This is a genomic window from Pseudoalteromonas obscura (assembly GCF_030135505.1).
GTDB lineage: Bacteria > Pseudomonadota > Gammaproteobacteria > Enterobacterales > Alteromonadaceae > Pseudoalteromonas > Pseudoalteromonas obscura.
Genome location: NZ_JASJUT010000008.1, coordinates 183,859 through 203,078, shown reverse-complemented (window position 1 = coordinate 203,078; position 19,220 = coordinate 183,859). Strand labels below are relative to the sequence as shown.

General features: G+C 41.4%; 18 protein-coding genes and 1 pseudogene. 10 read left to right on the top strand and 9 right to left on the bottom strand.

Annotated elements, in window-relative coordinates; translation table 11 throughout:
* The first annotated feature begins 87 nt into the window (after positions 1 to 87).
* The 4 genes from QNM18_RS18035 to QNM18_RS18020 all read left to right on the top strand — a co-directional run bounded on the left by QNM18_RS18035 (position 88) and on the right by QNM18_RS18020 (position 3,028).
* Positions 88 to 993: a histone deacetylase family protein gene (locus tag QNM18_RS18035; RefSeq protein ID WP_211008381.1), complete on the top strand. Its 906-nt coding sequence runs from the start codon at positions 88 to 90 to the stop codon at positions 991 to 993.
* 205 nt (positions 994 to 1,198) lie between these two features.
* A complete protein-coding gene (locus tag QNM18_RS18030) occupies positions 1,199 to 1,825 on the top strand; it encodes a hypothetical protein (protein WP_284138042.1) in 627 nt (208 codons plus the stop codon).
* A 355-nt stretch (positions 1,826 to 2,180) separates the two neighbouring features.
* Positions 2,181 to 2,708 carry a hypothetical protein gene (locus tag QNM18_RS18025; protein WP_284138041.1) on the top strand — a complete coding sequence of 176 codons (528 nt, stop codon included), beginning with the start codon at positions 2,181 to 2,183 and terminating at the stop codon, positions 2,706 to 2,708.
* Between the two features lie 80 nt (positions 2,709 to 2,788).
* Positions 2,789 to 3,028 carry a hypothetical protein gene (locus QNM18_RS18020; protein WP_284138040.1) on the top strand — a complete coding sequence of 80 codons (240 nt, stop codon included), beginning with the start codon at positions 2,789 to 2,791 and terminating at the stop codon, positions 3,026 to 3,028.
* A 45-nt stretch (positions 3,029 to 3,073) separates the two neighbouring features.
* On the opposite strand, the gene QNM18_RS18015 is transcribed toward QNM18_RS18020, so the two are convergent.
* From QNM18_RS18015 to QNM18_RS18005, 3 genes are all read right to left on the bottom strand, one after another.
* Complete coding sequence (locus QNM18_RS18015; RefSeq protein ID WP_211008385.1) at positions 3,074 to 4,426, bottom strand: DUF1501 domain-containing protein; 1,353 nt, start codon at positions 4,424 to 4,426, stop codon at positions 3,074 to 3,076.
* Positions 4,427 to 4,437: 11 nt separating this feature from the next.
* Positions 4,438 to 6,546 (bottom strand): DUF1800 domain-containing protein, encoded by a 2,109-nt coding sequence (locus tag QNM18_RS18010; protein ID WP_284138039.1) that lies wholly within the window; start codon positions 6,544 to 6,546, stop codon positions 4,438 to 4,440.
* A 272-nt stretch (positions 6,547 to 6,818) separates the two neighbouring features.
* Positions 6,819 to 7,985, bottom strand: a complete 1,167-nt coding sequence (locus QNM18_RS18005; protein WP_284138038.1) for a benzoate/H(+) symporter BenE family transporter — start codon at positions 7,983 to 7,985, stop codon at positions 6,819 to 6,821.
* A 39-nt stretch (positions 7,986 to 8,024) separates the two neighbouring features.
* On the opposite strand from QNM18_RS18005, the gene QNM18_RS18000 reads away from it, so the two are divergent.
* Positions 8,025 to 8,564: a helix-turn-helix domain-containing protein gene (locus QNM18_RS18000; RefSeq protein ID WP_284138037.1), complete on the top strand. Its 540-nt coding sequence runs from the start codon at positions 8,025 to 8,027 to the stop codon at positions 8,562 to 8,564.
* A 130-nt stretch (positions 8,565 to 8,694) separates the two neighbouring features.
* Here the strand turns inward: QNM18_RS18000 and QNM18_RS17995 are convergent, their stop codons facing one another.
* Complete coding sequence (locus tag QNM18_RS17995; RefSeq protein WP_284138036.1) at positions 8,695 to 9,609, bottom strand: DMT family transporter; 915 nt, start codon at positions 9,607 to 9,609, stop codon at positions 8,695 to 8,697.
* 162 nt (positions 9,610 to 9,771) lie between these two features.
* On the opposite strand from QNM18_RS17995, the gene QNM18_RS17990 reads away from it, so the two are divergent.
* On the top strand, positions 9,772 to 10,350 hold the full coding sequence (locus QNM18_RS17990) for a hypothetical protein (RefSeq protein ID WP_211008389.1): 579 nt from the start codon (positions 9,772 to 9,774) through the stop codon (positions 10,348 to 10,350).
* Between the two features lie 127 nt (positions 10,351 to 10,477).
* A complete protein-coding gene (locus tag QNM18_RS17985; protein WP_284138035.1) occupies positions 10,478 to 10,996 on the top strand; it encodes a MerR family transcriptional regulator in 519 nt (172 codons plus the stop codon).
* Positions 10,997 to 11,275: 279 nt separating this feature from the next.
* Here QNM18_RS17985 and QNM18_RS17980 read toward each other — a convergent pair whose 3' ends face one another.
* From QNM18_RS17980 to QNM18_RS17965, 4 genes are all read right to left on the bottom strand, one after another.
* Entirely contained in the window at positions 11,276 to 11,785 is a 510-nt protein-coding gene (locus QNM18_RS17980) for a hypothetical protein (RefSeq protein ID WP_284138034.1), read from the bottom strand.
* Between the two features lie 204 nt (positions 11,786 to 11,989).
* On the bottom strand, positions 11,990 to 12,952 hold the full coding sequence (locus QNM18_RS17975; protein WP_284138033.1) for a hypothetical protein: 963 nt from the start codon (positions 12,950 to 12,952) through the stop codon (positions 11,990 to 11,992).
* A gap of 274 nt (positions 12,953 to 13,226) precedes the next feature.
* Positions 13,227 to 13,733, bottom strand: coding sequence for a YdcF family protein (locus QNM18_RS17970; protein ID WP_284138032.1), 507 nt, complete (start codon positions 13,731 to 13,733; stop codon positions 13,227 to 13,229).
* 63 nt (positions 13,734 to 13,796) lie between these two features.
* Positions 13,797 to 14,534 (bottom strand): alpha/beta hydrolase, encoded by a 738-nt coding sequence (locus QNM18_RS17965; protein WP_284138031.1) that lies wholly within the window; start codon positions 14,532 to 14,534, stop codon positions 13,797 to 13,799.
* A 408-nt stretch (positions 14,535 to 14,942) separates the two neighbouring features.
* Here QNM18_RS17965 and QNM18_RS17960 point away from each other — a divergent pair, with 408 nt between their 5' ends.
* Positions 14,943 to 16,607, top strand: coding sequence for an SUMF1/EgtB/PvdO family nonheme iron enzyme (locus tag QNM18_RS17960; protein WP_284138030.1), 1,665 nt, complete (start codon positions 14,943 to 14,945; stop codon positions 16,605 to 16,607).
* A 318-nt stretch (positions 16,608 to 16,925) separates the two neighbouring features.
* On the opposite strand, the pseudogene QNM18_RS17955 reads toward QNM18_RS17960, so the two are convergent.
* A pseudogene (locus QNM18_RS17955) lies at positions 16,926 to 17,858 on the bottom strand (integron integrase).
* Positions 17,859 to 18,078: 220 nt separating this feature from the next.
* Between QNM18_RS17955 and QNM18_RS17950 the strand changes: the two are divergent.
* Both QNM18_RS17950 and QNM18_RS17945 read left to right on the top strand, forming a co-directional pair.
* A complete protein-coding gene (locus QNM18_RS17950; RefSeq protein WP_284138029.1) occupies positions 18,079 to 18,564 on the top strand; it encodes a hypothetical protein in 486 nt (161 codons plus the stop codon).
* A gap of 113 nt (positions 18,565 to 18,677) precedes the next feature.
* Positions 18,678 to 19,205: a hypothetical protein gene (locus tag QNM18_RS17945; RefSeq protein WP_284138028.1), complete on the top strand. Its 528-nt coding sequence runs from the start codon at positions 18,678 to 18,680 to the stop codon at positions 19,203 to 19,205.
* The last annotated feature ends 15 nt before the right edge of the window (positions 19,206 to 19,220 follow it).

Below are 19,220 nucleotides of genomic sequence, written 5' to 3'. Positions count from 1 at the left end.
GGCTTTAAGTTTTTTTGCGCCAATAGTTGCTGCTGAGCTTGGCGGTTGTATGCAACAATATAGCCATGTCAGATATTGTTGTTGCTTATGTATAATCCCAATTTACCGTTAGTTTACCATCCAAACTATTCGTTTAGCTTTGATCCTAAACACCGCTTTGTTGTCAGTAAGTTTGCAAGATTAAAACAGTACTTAGAGCAACAAGGGGTCATTCAGAGCAACCTACAACAGGGCCCTGTAGGGAATTACTCCGATTTAGAGCTCGTTCACTGCGAGCAATATGTGCGTGATCTGTATCATAACCAATTGTGCCCAAAAGCCATGAGAAGGATAGGGATCCCATGGTCAAAAGAGCTCATGGCGCGAACTTTTACTGCCCCACTTGGTACTTATTTAACTGCAACGCTGGCATTAAAAAATGGTATTGCGTGTCATTTGGCTGGTGGCACACATCATGCCCATTACGATTTTGGTTCAGGTTATTGCATGGTAAATGATCTCGCTTACACTGCACAGCGCCTGATAGACGAGCAGCAAGTGCACAACGTGTTAATTTTTGACTGTGATGTACATCAAGGGGATGGCACGGCGGCGATGTTGGCACACAATCCATATGTGTTTACGTGTTCAATTCACTGTGACAAGAACTTTCCTTTTAGAAAGCAACAAAGTGACTTGGATATAGGGCTAAATCCGAACGTCAGCGATCGCGAATACTTGTCTATTGTCGAAGCAACAATTACTGACTTAATTGAACAGTTAAATCCCGACTTGGTGCTCTATGATGCGGGTGTGGATGTGTGGCAAGAAGACACATTAGGCAAGCTCGATATTAGTTGGCAAGGGCTTGAACAACGAGACTACATAGTTTTGACCACATGCCAGCGAAAAGGTGTGCCTGTTGCAACTGTGATAGGTGGAGGCTACGACAAAGATCACGAGCGTTTGGCAATGCGACATGCCATTGTCATTGAGCAAGCAGCTAAAATTTAACTCAATAAGTGAAATAAAACTGCATCTTATAACGTATTACTTTTACTAATAAAATCAATTTATTAAATCTGGCTTTTACTATGTGAAAATTTGTTTTACATAGTATTTACGATGTTTTTGTGGCCTATTGGCTATGTTTTTTCCAGTATCAAAGTGAGTCCGAGGTTAGGACAGCATATTTACCGCGATAATAAAGGAATAGACTATGGCCAAGCATATATTGATGATGGGATTGTTAATCGCGACTGTACTCGTTTCTGTGCAAGTTCAAAGTCATGATTTTGTACAATGCAGTGAAAATGGTCGCCATGACAGTGGTCGCCAGGACAGTGGTCGCCACGAGAGCGGTCTCGATAAAAAAGCGCAAGAGTGCAATTGGAGCGACTCTGATAGCACCAAAAAAATGCCGCAATTTACCGTTAAATTTGATCATGATAATACGCTCAATACCGAAGTTGTCTACGTTTGTCGAGGTTTAGGACATGTCTTAGGGCGCTTAGTAAACGGTATATGTTATACGTCATGGTATGGTCGAGAGTTTGCAAATAAACGCTATCAGGTTCTGACGATTGCGTCTCAAAACTACCATTGGGAAGTGACAACAGATCGCATCGATCTTTACGGTGAGACTGAGAAGGGGGATAAATATTTAGTAAAAGGCTCGTATGAAAGTGGTTTCAATACTTATGTATGTGGCGTAGTCGATGGTCATGGTGTACTCAGGGCGGGTAAATTGCTGAATGGGTATTGCTGGTATGGGGCTGGCGGTCGTGAGCGAAGCTACCCACTTGCCAGCGGCAGAGTCCATGTGCTGTTTTATACCGGAAGTTGAGCAAACCGATAACAGTGTAGAGCCACAATGTAATGCCTTGATTACGCTTCTAGATTGAACCGTAACCTTTTGGTGTCGAGCTTGTTAACTGAGTTGGGGTTTAGAATCCCATAAAGACTACTTAATAAGAGCCGTAATACCAGCATTCCATACTATTGTGTAGTCGTTACAAATCTATGATGGATAAAAATTCAATTCGTCATACTTGGTTCGAAAATTGATTGAATCTTAAGCATGGTGCCGCTTTTACACTGGTTATCAGCAGTACGATATAGACAAGTGGCAAAAGATTGCCAAACACAGCAAATAGAATGAGATATCAGCTAGGTCTATAGGGACGCAAGAGGGAATTTTTATGAATGCAAACAGCTATTCAGTAACGAGCTATGTCAACAGAATGAGCAACGGGGCTGGGGTTGCTGCAAAACACGCATCACAACCACAAATGCATAGCAGTCAACCTGCACCAGAGATTGATAATCGAGAGCAATACGTTAAATATATAAACTCAGCCAGTGAGGAAAAGCTGGCAGGGTCTATTGATGCAATCAAGCAATATGGGCCACCAATTGCAATGTTTAGAATGAGTGATATTGAAAAAGCGGCTAATTCAGAAGAAATGCATGGTCGTATCGGTAGAGCAATTGATCATTTTGAAGTTGAGGCACAGCAATACCACATACAGGAACTCGCTATTATTAAAGCGGGCGAGCAAGCTGGGAAGTCTTCCCAAAAAATTTTAATGGAGATTGTCGAATTGCGGGATCAACAATCAGAGTTATTCAAGATGGGAACTAATTGGGGAAGCAAAGGGCTTGCTCACCCAGAAAACTATGAGAAGCTGATTGCAGCAACGCCTAGTTACGTTAACTACTATGCATAGTGACTTCTATAATATGCAGTTTAACGTCCAAACAAACTGCCCAACAACCAAAGTTTGCTGGAAAGTAACTGCAACAGAACGTGTTTGTCCAAACAAAGTTGGTTGTGCTTGTACTGCGTACTAAAAATAAGTACTGCAAAGATGTTGTTGATGACACATTGGTACCTGTTAATTTTACGCCTGCTGACGTAAATGCTTCAATACCGTTTTCTGGCTTTAGAGGTAACGGCTGGCGAAGCTCAAGAAATGTCACGTCATCAACATTGAAAGTTTCTTCATTTGCTAATGCTGAAGTAGACGTTAAACCAAAAGTCAGATGAAGCAAAATTCAACGTTAGTATTTGAATAGTGGATAGCACCAACCATTATTTAAACAATTGCAGCGCCGCGGCATCAAAGTTAGCTAAATTCGGAAATATGTCAGAAACTTCGATATCACTGAGTCCGAACCATTTGGCGATCGGAGCAAAATACTGCTCATTAGAGAATTGTGGGATTAACCGTCCTCCGCCTACATCAATTGCGCTTTCTAATTGCTGAGACAGCATTGTACCGTGCAGCTCCTTACCATTAACTGCCGCTCCCATTAACAGTTGGTTGCCAGCCCAGCCATGATCTGTACCGTCGCCATTGGATGTAAGCGTACGACCGAAATCTGACATGGTGAACGTTGTTACGCTCTCTTGCAGTGACAACTCTGCCAACGCGCTATGAAACTCGGACAATGCGGTTGCCAAAGTTGCAAAAAGGGCAGGTTGACGAATTAATTGGTCATCGTGGGTATCAAATCCGCCTAGAGAAACAAAAAATATTTGTCGCTTATTGCCCGTTTGGTTGCTGATACTCAGCGATTTAGCTACCGCTGCAAGCTGCTCTGATAAGGGGTTATCGCTAAATTGTGTGTTCAGAGTTGGCGCTTGTTCAAGGAGTGCATTCATGTTTTGGACATTGGAAATTGAACTAGAGAGCCTGCTTGCATACGCATCTTGGATTGGGTTAGTAGTAGTACTGAGCAATCTGTCGACAATGCTTTTAACGTGGTCCACTTGGGGCTGATAGCCCCTTAAAGCATTAATTTTTGTAATGCCATTTTTGTTTAATGCATAGGGAGTTGTATTGGCACCAACTTGCCATGGGTTGGCACCTGCAAGAGAAATATTGCTGGTAAAGCTCGCATGCTGGTTTAAGCGCTCTAGAATTCGAGCGCCCCAACCTGTATTCAAAGAAACCTTTTCTTGACCATGCATCCAAGTGGCTTGTTGGTCATTGTGTGAGAATAAATGGCCGGGTAAGGGCACTGCTTTGTTTTTGTAATCAGCGAGTGAGGTCGGGGTGATAAGCGTGCCTACTCCGCCAACAAACCCCAATTGACCCGCATTAAATATTGGTTCTAATGCGCTCATACTCGGGTGTAGACCAACCCCACCCGAAAAGTGCGTGGTGGTGTTTAATGTGATCGGCTCGGTGACCACTAAATTTTGTCGACTTTGTTCATAATCGGCACGTTCAGAACCCGAGGTGGGAACGAGCATATTTAGTGAGTCACTACCGCCATGCAAGAATATGCATACTAAAGCCTTATAGTCATTGATAGTACTTGAGGAGGCAGAACTGGCGAGTGCTTGCAATTGTAAACTGGTGAGTGCTGCAATGGAGGCTCCGCCTTTTAAACACAGTGACAAAAAAGCTCTTCTCGATTGCTCATTACTATATGGCATAGCGGCAACTCCTAGTTTTGATAATTGAAGTCAGGTGACAGTGATACCATGTAGAGTAGCTGAGCTACTCGATGAACAGCGTCTTTACGGGCAAAGTAGCTATCCAAATCAACCAGAGCAGTGCGCGTACTGTCCGACATGCTGCCTGCAAAATAAACAAGGTTGTAGTAGTCCAATAATGCTTGAAGACCGTTGTTTGACAACATGGTGATGTCCGATTGTCCATACATATAAATGGTTTTGGGATTTAATGTGTTTTTTCGTTCTGCCATTCGCCATACAAGGTCGCTATAGTGGCCATTGGTCGTCGCAATCATGTTGGAGTCAGTGGCTATCTGTAGCTCTGGTGCGACCAAGCCAAGCGCTTGTAACTCATTGGGTACATGATCTGGCCTGAAGAAATTAAATACGGAAGGCGAAAGTAGCGGGCCCTGGCCGTAGGTCGTTGATAAATTCCATGTGTAATATTGATTTAATTCAGAGCGGGCATTGAGGACGCGCCATAAGTGCACTTTTGTGAGTATCGGCTCTTTTATTTTTCCGCTATGTACAAGCACAGAAGAATATTTGCGCGCTTCGTCATCGAGTAAAATGGCCTTAACCACAGCGGCGAGATCGCCTCTAACCCCTTGTCCGTTGTCATTGAACACCGATGCGACGCGCTCGACATAAGCAGGGGTTGGGTTTGACTTTACCAACCTTTGTATCAATTGCTTGCAGATAAATGGCGCGACGTTTTGGTGTGAGAACAAGTTGTCTAATGCTTGCTGCATCGACTCTTCAGGCCCGGTGCCTGCCGGTATGATGTCGCCATTGAGCAATGCTTTTTCTTCCATTGAGTGGTAATCAGAAAAAGCGTGCATTGGTAAAGTATAATTTCGACTAGGTCTATCCCAGCGTGCTGAATATGCAAATGTCCAGCCCGTAAACACCTTTGCAAATCCTGCAATCTCTTGCTGTGAGTATGTTGGTATGGTGTTGTTATCATTTAGCTTCGCTGTTCCATCCAAATTCAGCTCGTTTAGTCCGATTGTGAATAGTTGCATAACCTCTCGCGCGTAATTCTCATCAGGTCTTATATTGCGTTCTGCATCCGCTTTTTCATTACCGAGATGGCTGAGGTACACGCCCATGACAGGCGATAAGGTTATCGACTCAAGCAGAGTTCGAAAATTGCCAAAAGCATGTTTTAAGAGCGTGTCATAATAGGCAACCATACCCTCAGGTTCGCCTTTGAGTGATGTATTGGCATCTGAGACAACGAAAATCTCACTCAGCGCAAATGCTACCCGCTGCCTAAGCTGATCAGGCGCACTTAAACTTGCCTTCCACCAGGCATCAATGCGATTTATATGACTTGGATTTTCGCGGTCAGGGTAGTTTTCCAAGAAAGGCGTGTGGTAGGTGGGCTCAAGGAGTATTTGTTGGTCAAGCCATTCTTCTTCGCTTAATCCCGTCGCAGCTTGTATTTCTGTCAGGGTGGCACCAAGGGTCGCCTGCTGTAGCAAGGCTGAAGCTTGAAACTCATTCATTGCATTGGCGGATTCAATGTCGGTTTCCACATATGTGCTCAAACCTGCGTTATTGGTAACGGTCAATGAAAAAGTAAAAAGGTCTTTTTTGACTGAATGCGTGGTTGGCAAAATAACGGTCAAGTTTTGTGAGTCAGTACCTATCAATGTGGCTTCGGGCCCAGCTACTTGCGTCCAAGCGTAGGTTAAATACTCTGTTGGGCTTGTCACAACGCTATTAATGATGATTTCATTGCCTTTACGAAGCACTGCACCGGGGGGCTTAAGATCAACAATTGGTGCAGTACCAATGTTATCGGCAGCGCCTTCACTTTCTTCGTTGTCCTCTTCTGGCGAGGATTCATTACCGCCCTCATCACCTTGCTCAACCGTATTATTCGGAGTTTCAGTTTGAGAACCCGGAGTGATGTTATTTTGCGTATTCGAATCACTATTGCTGTCAGTACGATCGTTGTTTGGAGAGGTCGTATTGGTATTTGAGGAGCTAGAGCTATCAGGAGCTGCATCATTATTAGAGTTGGTTTCACCGCCTCCACCACAGGCGGATAAAAGCAGGATGGCTGCAAAAGAAAGGAAGCGCATCTTCATATCAAGTTCCTCGCAAAAGTCTCATCCTTTTATAGCATGGAGGGATATTTTTACAATGTTTTTTTATTAATTTAAAGTTTTTTAATTAATGAAAAAGGATTGCATTTGCATTTATATCAATGATTCAAAAAGAAAACCCAAAAGTAGCTCGACCAAGTTAATCGTCGAGTCGGACCAGCTCACCATCATGGTGCTGCTGTTACCATTACCAGTTAACCTTTGTCCAATTGGGGTAGAAAGGGCGCCCTTGAGGGGTTCACATTGTATTGAACTTATTCAGAGCTGTTTGTCTTCAAAGTGAGTGAATATACCCAACCAACAAAGAGCCCCAGTAGTGTTGAATTCAAGCTTAAAAAGCTGACGCCAGACAAGGTGACTAAAAAGGTGAGTAATGCCGGCTCCCGATACAGCTTAGATTGAAAGGCTGTTTGTAAACACATAAGTAAGGTGCCAAGTAAGGCAAATCCGGCAAGCATATGCGTAATTTCTGTGGGGAATGATAAAAAGATTGATACAACAGAAGTAGCTAGCACGCCAGCGCATAGATAAAAAAAACCAGCCCACAGCACTGCTTTGTATCGTACATTTTTGTCTTTATCTACTTCCTCGTTCATACAAATAGCAGCAGAGATAGCTGCTAGATTTAAGCTAAATCCGCCAATGGGCGCAAAAAGCATATTTACAGCGCCAGTACCAAATAAAATGGGTTTAACAGGTGATTGATAGCCATATGTTTTCATCATCGCGATGCCGGGTAGGTTTTGAGAGAGCATGGTAACTAGGTATAAGGGGATTGATATGTTCAAAATAATTGAGAGGTCGATATTTGGTGTGACCCAACTGGGGTGAGCAAAGGAGAATGTAGTTGTAGAAAGTACGTTGTTATCAGAATGAAATACACTCACTATTCCAATGACGAGTAAGATCAACATAGTGTATTTGGGGAGTAATCGTTGGCTGGCAATGTAGGCTGATAACATGAGTAAAAACAGCACAGGCGTTGTCGTTATAGGCGCAAAAGCGCGAACGCAGAAGGGTAATAAAATAGCGCCTAACATCGCCGTTGCTAGTGGGGCAGGGATCCGTTGCAGCGCTTTAGACAACGGCGAGATAAGCCCGGTTAAAAAAATGCATAAACCAGTGAACATAAAAGCGCCAATGAGGTTCGGCAACTCATAATTAGGCGCTGAACTAACTAAAATGGCAGCACCGGGTGTTGACCAAGCAGTGAGAATAGGGGTTTTGTAGTACCATGAGTAGCCGATCGAGGTAGCTCCCATAGCGATCCCTAACGCCAATAACCAACTTTCGATTTGGCTAGGTGATGCGCCGGAAGCAGATGCTGCCTGTAAAATGATCACAATTGAACTGGTATAACCGATTAATACGGCTGTGAAGCCAGCAACGATATGGTTTAGCGTAGAAGATTTTTGGTACATTCTCGCTCCATGGAGTAGCGCACAATGGGGGTTTTGTTAATGAAAGAGTCGATATTTAAGTCCGAGATCGCTAACCATTTGAAAGCTGAAAGAAAAAGAAAAAAGTTGAGCTTGGATGCAACCGCAAAATTAACTGGTGTCTCTAAAGCCATGTTGGGGCAAATAGAGCGTGAAGAATCCAGTCCAACAATTGCGACGCTATGGAAGATCGCAAGTGGGCTAAATACCTCTTTTTCGGCATTTTTTGCCAATGAGCCGGCTTTACAATCAGGGGAGCGAGTATTTCCCGAAGACGAGAGAATGAAGGTAAACACGATATTTCCGTTTCAACAAGATACCAGTATAGAGGTGTTTGAAATTACTTTGCTCGATCATCACCAGCAAATGTCTAGCCCTCATGACATCGGGATTGTTGAGCATGTTCATGTAATTCGCGGCAAGATGAAAGTCTATTTTGATCAGCAGTGGCATGTGTTAGACGCGGGTGAGCGTATACGCTTTTATAGCGATCAATCTCATGGCTACGAAGCGATATCAGAAACCGCCGTATTTCATAACATCGTAAGTTATCCAAAATGACGGCCTCAGTTATATATTCGTAGACTCTGCGAAATTTCATAGCTGACTGACTTACGATTAGTGAGCTTGGTGCCTTTTCTAACATGTTGCACTTTCAAGCTCACTAGAGTATAGAAATGACGGAGTTGCGTTAGTTAGTTTTTCTTAGCAAGCCAAAGCAAACGCTAATTATTAATACCACACATCCAGCTAAAGCTACAAAGTTTGGTGTTTCTTGAAATAAAAAGTAGCCAAACAGCAGTGAGTATAAAATATTACTGTATTGGACATTGGCAATGACATTGGCATCACCATATTTAAAAGCTGTCACTCCAATCCATTGTGCGAGAGAAGAAATCGCGCCAACGATGAGCAGTAAAACAGCCTGCTCAAAAGTGGGGGTTACCCAATTATTAACCGTAGGAACCAATGTGATAATGGCAATAAATACGGCTTGGTATACCAGTAAGTTTGTGCTGGATTCGACTTTGACAATCTTTTTAATACAGATTGAAGTGGTTGCTGCACCTAATGCTCCGCACAACCCAAGTACAAAATAGATACTTTTCGAACCATTAAAATTGGGCTGGACGATCAACATCACACCGATAAAACCGATAATGACAGTCGCCCAGCGATTTACAGTGAGCTTCTCAGATAAGAATATAGTTGAAAGCAATGCGACAAATAACACACTTGTGAAGCTAATCGCGATTGCAGTTGCTAACGGCAATTCTCTGAGCGTGATAAAGCTCAGGTAGAGTGCGAAAAATGCACCTATTATTCTTATTATGTGTAGTGAGAGATACTGGGGTTTTCGCAGGGTATCAATATTGCGAAAAATAGTGGGAAGGAGCAACACGATAAAAACGAACTGCCTAAAAAGTAAAATTTCAAATTCACCAATTGATGTGCTCAAAGTACGTACAATCGTACTCACATATACAAATAGTCCACAAGATATTAATGCAAGCATCACGCCCTTAAGATAGTTGGGCATTGTTTTCGTAAATAGTTTCAACTGTTCGATATTTTTATTCGCTGCTGGTTTATACGCATTCGACATAATCACCTCCTCTTTAAACGTCACTAGTCTTGGCTATAAACCTTTAGTCAGGTCAAATCTGATGTATAGAAAAATGTGTTTGAAGGCATTTGACCTGACTATAGCTTCATACCCTAGCTTGCAACTGGCGTCATTATTCAAACAATTAAAGAGGAACCAAACGTGAAAAAACATCTGTTTTCAACCGCAATGTGTTTAACAAGTATTTTGCTGGCTAATAGTGTATTGGCTAAGGGCCACAGTGAAAAACATATTTCGAATCAAGAATTTGAGTTTGTACAAAGAGATGCGGTCACAGTCGACAGGAGCAGTTCTTTCCAGTTAAACATGCCACCGAGTAAAGCGCTGCCTTTATTTACTGCTCCCGGAGAAATTCTCTGGGCTCCGGATTGGAGGCCTAACATACTCAGTGGAGATGGCTTCGAAAAAGGCACAATTTGGTTAACCAAACATGCAAACAATACGACCTATTGGCATGTTTCGGAATATGATACATCTAATAATGTGGCGCTGTACACGCTGGTTACACCAGGGATCAGTATGGGGACCGTTGGTGTGGTTGTGTCCAAAAGTGGTGACAATGGCTCTTTAGTTTCAGTGACGTATAATTTAACAGGTCTATCTGATGCAGGTAATAAAAAGTTACTCACGTTGTACAGTAAAGAACATTACCCAAAAATGATTGCTCAATGGAAAGACTGGATTGAGGCCAATATAGACAAAATTCATAGCCATTATTAAGCGAGTGGTAGTGACAAGGCATGGGGCTCGTAAAGTCGCTGCCTTGTACCAAAACACTGCTTATTCAATCGGCATGGTATAAGCGAGATGAGAACTTTTACTTGAATTCGAGACTGCATGGGGACTTATGTATACGGTAAATCAATTGGGAAAAATGTATAACTTGTCGCGAAGCACTTTGTTGTACTACGACAAGATAGGGCTGTTGAAGCCATCGGCAAGATCGGAGGCGAATTATCGGCTCTACTCGAAAAACGATCTTAAGAGAATGGAAAAAATTGCCACCTATAGAGAAGCGGGCTTGTCCCTAGAGTCTATCGCTGACATTTTGAATTCAGATGATACCAATTCGACCACGATCCTTGAGCAGCGGTTGCACAGCTTAAACAGTGAAATTAGTGAGTTGAGAAAGCAGCAACAGCTCGTTGTTGAGCTGCTGGGTAAAGACTCTTTAGTCAGAACTGCAAAAATTATGAACAAAGAGCAGTGGGTAAATATACTGAGGTCGTCAGGGATGGATGAGGATGATATGCACCGCTGGCACAGGGAGTTTGAACGTGATTTACCAGAGGTTCATCAAGATTTTTTAGAGTCATTGGGCTGCAGTCCTGAAGAAGTAAGTAGTATACGAAAATGGTCACAATAGCGAGGCTACGAGAAGGTAATAAGGCAATAGAGAATCGCGAGCAAGCAGGGTGAGTAACTTTGCGTTATTAAATGATTCACTGGCAATAAAATGCATGAGTTAGGCGGTTATACGCCTTGTGTGGACACTGCTTGGTAAGAGAATATTTATTATAATTATTATTTTCTTACCAAGCAGCTCACACTTTAAAACCAAGTGACGGGCAAGTACTTGGTTTTATCAATTCTGCCCGAGTAGGCGGGCAGAATTGATGAGGGAAACTACTTCACAAGTGGGTTTTTACCATTTAAACAGTTTGCATTTCTGAATTCGTTTGCCACCATAGTTAGCAACTAGATATGGACCCACTTGTGCTTCACGAATGGTGTCAAAGGTATAGCTGATGATTTCAACGTCCAATGAGCCATCACTGTGTAATTCGTACTCTGCATTCAGTTTGGTTGAACCTATTTCAAATAAACTGACAAACTTATTTTCAAATAGGTATTGATCGATAACGATGCCATTGTTTTCATCAACAGCAAAATGCCCCTTGGCTTCATCTAGCGTAACCAACGTGTAATTGCGTGGGCGTGCATTGGCACCTTCACCGTAGGTTACTATCCAGTCTGCGCGATTATCTACCGGGCTACCAACTTCAAGTGACATAGGAAATTCGTACAAAGATCCTTTTCCTGGAGCGACTAATTCACATTGACCCTTAAAAAAGCCTTGCCACTGAGTAGGAGCAGCTTGGGCTGTGAGCGAAAGAGCCGAAAGGCTCATGCATAAAGCAAATACTTTTTTCATTTTTCCTTCCTTTTTGATGCCATTTTTGTGTGTGCTAATTTAAAAAACGTGGATTTTTTCAATAAATAACACAAGTACGTAATTTTTTTTGATTGGGGTAAATTGGCTGTATTGGCTTAAGTCATCAGGAAGAGGGGGCCGCAAATTGAAGCGCTGTGGAGACAAAAGCCATACTCAGATTATTTGAGTATGGCAAAGCCTTAGTTACTTTTGCTGTTTGAGCGTTTGCTCTTTCACAACTTTAAGTGATTGTTCCTCTGTTACACTATAGCTAAGTTCTTCTAGCTCATAGCCAGATTGTTCAGGAGAGTTATCCAAATTCGCGTTGCGTTGGTAATAGTAGATTGAACCTTCGGCTGATTGTACCGCTGGATCAGTAACATTCAACGTAAATGCACCAAAGTTATTATTCTCATTGGTTTCATTTACTTTTCGCTCAACGTCAGCCATTAACACTATGCGGTACGAACCCTTAGCTAAATTGAGATTTCGCATTGGCAATAACACTTCATGTTGTGAACCAACATCATTGAGCACTTGAATGGCACCAAAGTAAGCCAGCGCGTTATTATTTGCATCCGCTAAGAAAACGCCTACTTTTGGCAATACTGGCGAGTTCGGGCATCCGTCATTCTTGACCACAAATGTGACTTTTAGATTCCCAGCATAGCCAGTAGAAATGTTTGCAGGAGTCATGGATCCTGAATGGAATAACCAATCTGGTTTACCAACAGTGCCAAATGACGCCGTATTGTGGCTCACTGACACGGAGTTATTAAACCTTGCGACAACCTGAAAGTCGGTCGGTACGCACAAGCTACTCAGGTATGCTTTGGTGGTTGGGTCTATGTTAAAAGGACTGACTTTAAAGGTATTTTGTGTGTTTATGGGCCTGCAGCCATTGCTAGCACAGTTTAAGTTAGGGGCTTCTCTGCCAACGTAATAGCCCGTTGATCCACCGTCTTTCGTTAAGAAAAACTCGACTTGGCCGCCGGGATTAAATATCTGAGAACCAAATAAATAGTAGTTAATATTAAAGTTTGCCGAACCGGGGTTAGGGATCACCGTATTGCTGTCAAAACCGACATTGCCAACTGTGATATTTGCCAAGACAGATGCACTGAAAAGTGATGTGGTAAGTACTGCTAGACGTAATTTATTAGACATAATTTCCCTCCATTGTTGAAATGTCTAAAATTTGCACAGATAAATTGGCGATAAAGACTATGTTAAAAGTATGTTTATTTAAAGTTTTATTTGTGTGTTTTTGACTTGGCGCAAATAATTTAATTTTTTAATGTTAAATATTAAATTCATACAAATTAGGTGTTTTGTAGTTAGTATCTAATTACTAACAAGGTTTAGTTTGATGCTTGCGTGAAAACTGGGTTTATCGAAATATAATTTTTTTAATATTTATGTCATAGTTGGAATTAAAGCTCTAATTAAAACAGGGGCTGGTTTTCAAAGTTTGGCTGTCTCGCTGTCGAGCAAATTCTTCATGTTGTTGTAGGAGAAGTAGCTCTTTGTGGCTTATAGGGCTGTTCGCAGGCAAATACTCTTTATTTATTGAAGGCATTACGAAATCGAAAATAAGTTTGACACGGGGTATATGAAAATCAGAGCTAATTACTTTGACTTTTGAGGCCTTGTGCATTGATAACAGTGGATAAGTTAAGGTTGCATCTTCAATCGTAAAACGGCTTTGTGCGTCATTTAGAAATTGATTTTGCGCTACTCCTTGGCGTATTAAATACTGGCGATTGTATGTTGCATGTGGGACTTTGGTTTGATTGAAGTTTTTGCCAAAGCCTCCCGTACATATGACTTTGCTAGTGTGATCAGAGTCCAATACATCGAGCGCGAGTTGACAACGCGCAATTGAAAGTGGGGATAATTGTCCATATTGGTCATTTTTATGCCCTAGTACAATAATCACGCTGCTCATCAAATACCTCTTTTGTTGTAAAACGCTATTACGTATGCGCGTTGGATAACCGATTACTTCGATTTAAGGCGCTAGCTGCTGTGTAAACCAATGACTCAGTGTGTTTGCTAGGTTTTTATCCTGATCTAACAGTGGATAACCATGCCCTTTTCCTTTATAAACTAAAAATCGACTATTGGCGTTTTTGGACTCAGTGAATAAAGTTTGTGCACTGGTATAAGTCGTACCATCTTCTTCCGATGCGATGATCATAGTTGGTTTATCTGATAAATCATCGACATATTTTTGAATATTACTATAGCTTTGTGCCGAAGAGAAAAAGCCGATTGCAGACACTGGGTTGTTCTGTGCCAGTGTAATGGCTTGGGAACCACCGCAACTTGCTCCTATGACGCCTATTTTTCCATTTTCTCCGACTTTATTTCTAAGAAACTCGTAAGCTATTTCTACATCTTGAGGCCAGTGCTGTGTCATGTTTTTCCACGCCGTGGCTCTTTCTTGTTTTTTCATGTTAGCGATTTTGCTGACGTCAAATGCTGAGCTTTTACTATCGCCATAACCTCTAAAGTCGATACTCAATGCGTGGCTACCTTGCTCTGAAAGCCGTTTTCCAATCTGGTTGTACATAGAGCGATTGAAATTACACTGGTGCAACATGAGTACAGCGGTGTTATTTGACTTTTCGGCGCTAAAATAGCTTGCTTTAAGCATAAAGCCATCGTTAGCTGGTATATCGATATGAGAGTTGGCAAGGCTGTTGAATGCCACAAATAAGGCTGCAAGCTGTATTGTTGTTTTCATCACTGTTCCTTTGCTTTTTGTTTAAAATGACATCAATTTTCCCAACTACCAACTATCTTGCGGTGAACAAACAGGATGGTTAGACACATGCCTTGTAAAACCGTATGAAGCATTTGGCCAACTTCATCAATAGGACTGCACTCACCTTGGCATCGGAAAGTTGAATATTGTTGTCTAAATAAAGTGGTCAAACCTACAAAATTGTTATTTGTTTGTAGAAGAGCGACTGTGACCACTCTGCTATCTGGAATCATGTTTCAATAATTAAAAATTGCTTTATTTTATATATCCATAAAAATCAACGGTATAGCCCTATCAAAAGTCTATTTTATCAATTAATAGATAAGCTTTAAGACCTATTATCCCTGCTTAGCACATATTCAAGTGGCAAATTAATTAGGAGCTATTATGAGATTACACCCTGTATTTATCAGCGCATTTTCTGTGCTGTCTGTTGCCACAATGTTTCCTGTTCAAAGCGGTCAAACTAAGTATATTGAACCGCCAATGGCAAGCATTCCAAAAGGCACATTTGTAATGGGAAGTGAGCAGGGGCGGGAGGATGAAAAACCGACTCGTAAAGTATCTGTACCTGCTTTTCAAATGGCAAAATATGAAGTCACAGTTGCGGAGTATAGAAAATTCATCGAAGCAACCGGATATGAATATACGCAAGGTTGCGCCCACCGAATTGGTCGTCGTTGGTTCGGTAGCGGGGAGCGTGATGGTACTTGGGGTGACAATATATACGTGTTAAGTGAATTTCATCCTGTGGTGTGTGTTTCACGCAAGGATGCTGTGAATTATGCTAAATGGTTGTCAAAAGTATCAGGTAAACATTATCGATTGCCCACCGAAGCTGAGTGGGAATACGCCGCGCGTGCTGGCACAACGTCAAAATACTACTTTGGTGATGAGGGCAAAAGCCAAAACGCGTGTCGATATTCCAATGTAGCAGATTTACATGCGTATTCGCTGACCGAGAAATTGTACAATGCATCATATAGTGACGGTTATACCGTAAATGATTGCAATGACAATGAGGTGCTCATTTCAACCGTTGGCTTGTATGAGCCCAACCACTTTGGTGTATATGACATGATAGGCAATGTGGTTGAGCGAGTTGCGGATTGTTATAAAGGCTCTTATCAAGGTGCGCCTACGGATGGCAGTGCAGTAAAGGAAAAAGGGTGTGAGGTGTATGTAGGACGTGGTGGAAGTTGGCATTGGGCTGCGCATACCTCGAGTCAGCGCATGTCTATAAATGAAGACTTCATTGCGGCACTTGAGGGGTTTAGGCTGGTAAGAGACACAAATGGTAAAGATATTCCAGCCAGCGAAGGGACACCATGGTTTGTCAAAAAATTGAGTGCAGTTCAGAAAAAAGTAAAAACTAAACATGTCCGTGAAAACCCTAAATACCCCACTAAACCTAAAAATTTAAAGGTCGTGAGTCAAGACAATGGTAATAACAAAGTGACTTGGCAATCAGCAGATAAAGGCAAAGTTACTGGCTATCAAGTATACAGACAAGACCCTTTGAAAAACGTTAGTACGCTACTGGCAAAAAACCACAAAACAGCCCACTTTATCGATAAAAATCCGTTACAACACAACGCCAGATACCATGTCATTGCACTCAATGGTGATGCTAAAAGTTTGCCAAGTGCCAGTGCTGACAGTGGTTCAAAAACAGCTCATGTGATCCCATCACGTATTCAAGGCGAGGCATTTAACTTTGCGCCCGGTGTGGATGTGATCAACTCTGGTTTTGAACCTGAGTCTGACAAGGTCATTAGCTCTATCGGCAAGAGCAAAGCGAGTTACATCCTTGCTGCAAAAGAAGCTGGAAAATACAAAATGGATATTCGTTTATTCCACTCAGGTGCTGACCAACGTTATTGGATTAAAGTGAATGGCAATGTGATTACAACCCCTGCTTTGTCTGGAGAGCGCGGTTGGAAAACAATACAAGGTGTTGAGGTAAACCTGAGTAAAGGACGTCACACATTAACAGTGCAAGGGGAAGCACCTTTATTCGCAGTTAACTGGTTTGATATTCAAAAAATGTAATCGGCATTGACAACGCGATATGAGCGACACAAAACAACTTTGTGTCGCTCATTTAAGGGCCAACCTTAGTGATAAATGAAGTTGGTTGTTATCATTAGCGCTGTTGTTATCTTCATTTTGCTAATTTAAATCATAGCCTTACAGTTCTTTTGTTTGTATAAGTGTCACCCCAAACGGTCAGGTTCAAATTTAGAGTTGAATCAAATTTGACAGTGAATAGCCGCTTTGTGCTAGAAGCGTACCTTGAGGCATAACTCGTTTGTGCCCCAAAACACGCTAGAAAATTTTGCTCAAAGGGCTAACAACACCGTTTGCGCTTTACTGTAATACATGAGTAGATATTTGCGTTGTCTTCATATCGGAATGACCAAGTTGAGCTTGCACAGTTCTGATATCTGCACCACTTTGTAATATAGTGTGTAGCAAAAGAATGTCTAAAAGTGTGGGGCGTTATAGGTTTTGTTATTTGTGCTTTTTTGGCACCCTCTTTAACCGTTTTACGTACTCCTGTTTGATGAAAATGATGTCGGCGAACCTCGCCAGTTTGAGGATCAGCACTTAACTTATATGAGGCTAATAGATACTGCCAAGCAATTGACTTATTGGCGCTAGGATATTTATTTGCCTGTGCGTTTGGCATCCAAACACCAGCATAGTGTTCATTCAGGGAATCTAAGTTTAAGTATTCATCAGCCTGATCAATTTGATTTCTTAGCAAAGGTATTGGTTCTGTGGCGAGTGTAACCACCCGATGTTTATTCCCTTTACTATTCCAGATCCGAATGCACTTGTAGTCAAAGTCAATATCCTTAACACGTAGTTGAACAGTTTCCATTACACGTAAGCCGCTACCATACATTAAACCTGAAATTAAATAGTATCGTTTACTTAAAAACGACATGAGATGTTTAACTTACTCAGGGGGCATAACAATTGCCAACTTAGATTGGTGCTTGCTTCTGACAAACGTTAGATTAGGACACAAATCCTGTTTAATGATTTGTTTATACAGAAAAGATAAGGTATTTAACGCTGTTGCTTGTGTATTTGGCGACACATTACGTTTAAGTACAAGGTAGTCGAGATATTAGACAACCTCGTTATTTGCCCATTGAAGCTGGGTGGCGCTTACCATGAAAGTGAATATAGGAAGAAATCCACTTAAGATATGTATCAACGGTTCTGAGTGAATATTGCTTAGTCAACATAAACATCGACGATGTGGTTTAAAAATGGTGAACGAGTTCTCATTAAGTTAGCTATAAAAGATACCTGTATTTATATACAGTGTTGCTGTGTTTCTCCCATAGTCAAGAAAACGACTCATTGGGTCGTTTTATCCTTTCCATAATGTCTATAATGATTGAAAAATATACCTGTAGCAACAAGTTAGTTATTGTGATAAAACAGGTGCAATGAGAAAAATGACCCATTGGGTCAATATTAAATTGTTATGTAACAAAGGACTTCAGTGACTATAGTCAAATATCTGAGAAATCTACTAATTATAATTTTATTAGCTTATTTAGTTGTTATTACCAGCAAAAATGCCCAAATCTATCTTTTATATAAAATGAACTCTTTGGGGTCAGGTTGGGATGATGGTGCTGTTCAAATGTTTATTGAAAATAAGGCAGGGTATAAGAATCTTATCCTTGATATGCTTAATAGTAATAAAATGAGTTCTTATGAAATTAATGTTACTTTTACGTTTGCTGACCTGCTCAAAGATGATGAAGATATTTATAACAAGTTAAAAGATATTTCAGAAAATTATCCCAAAAAACATGTGAGGTGTTTTTGGCATGATGTTTTAAATGGTCGCTTTGAGCAAAAGCCCATATTACAAAAACAACTTGGTGAGAGTGCCAGCAAATTTGCTCAGAAAGAACTTGGTGTTAGTGCTAATAAATTTGTTGCATATCAACTTGTTGATAATGGCACTAAATGTGAGTAAAACTACATAACAAGTAATTAAACAGGAATTAAAAATAGTGTGCTATTCGCTTCGCTCAATTTTAGTCCACAATTTTTAACCCGTTAATCGAACGTTAGGCACCGGGAGAGATCGTGATACCTAAGATTGGAGATTGGGTAAGAAGCTATAGCACTGGTATTTGGCAGATTTACCGAATTCTGGATTATAGAAGCAAAGATCCCGTGACTGGCAAGGAAGTTGAAAAAACAACTATCTTTTCAAAAAGGTTCGTTTCAGACTCCTTCAAACGATCATTTAAAGAAGAATGCTGCGATCCAGCATTTGTGCATTTACTCGTGCCAGCAGAAAAACTGGAACTTGATACCTTTATTGATAACAACCCAGACTTGTATCAAAAGTTCATCGACCACGAACCCAAAAAAATTGATTGCATATACAACGCCCGGATTGGCGTACCAGAGCACAGGGATAGCCAAATGATCGCAGACAAAATAAAAAGCTTAGGTCCGATTAAAGATATCGAAATAAATTCAAAGCTGCATGAGCTTGGGTTTAATACAAAGGCGATGCCTTCATGGACGGTGCAGTTTGTGTCAACCGGCTTTGAATGCGTTGGTGGGTATTTATCGTTTCGATTTCTTCGGGTTTTGGAGCAATAAATGCCTAACAAGGCC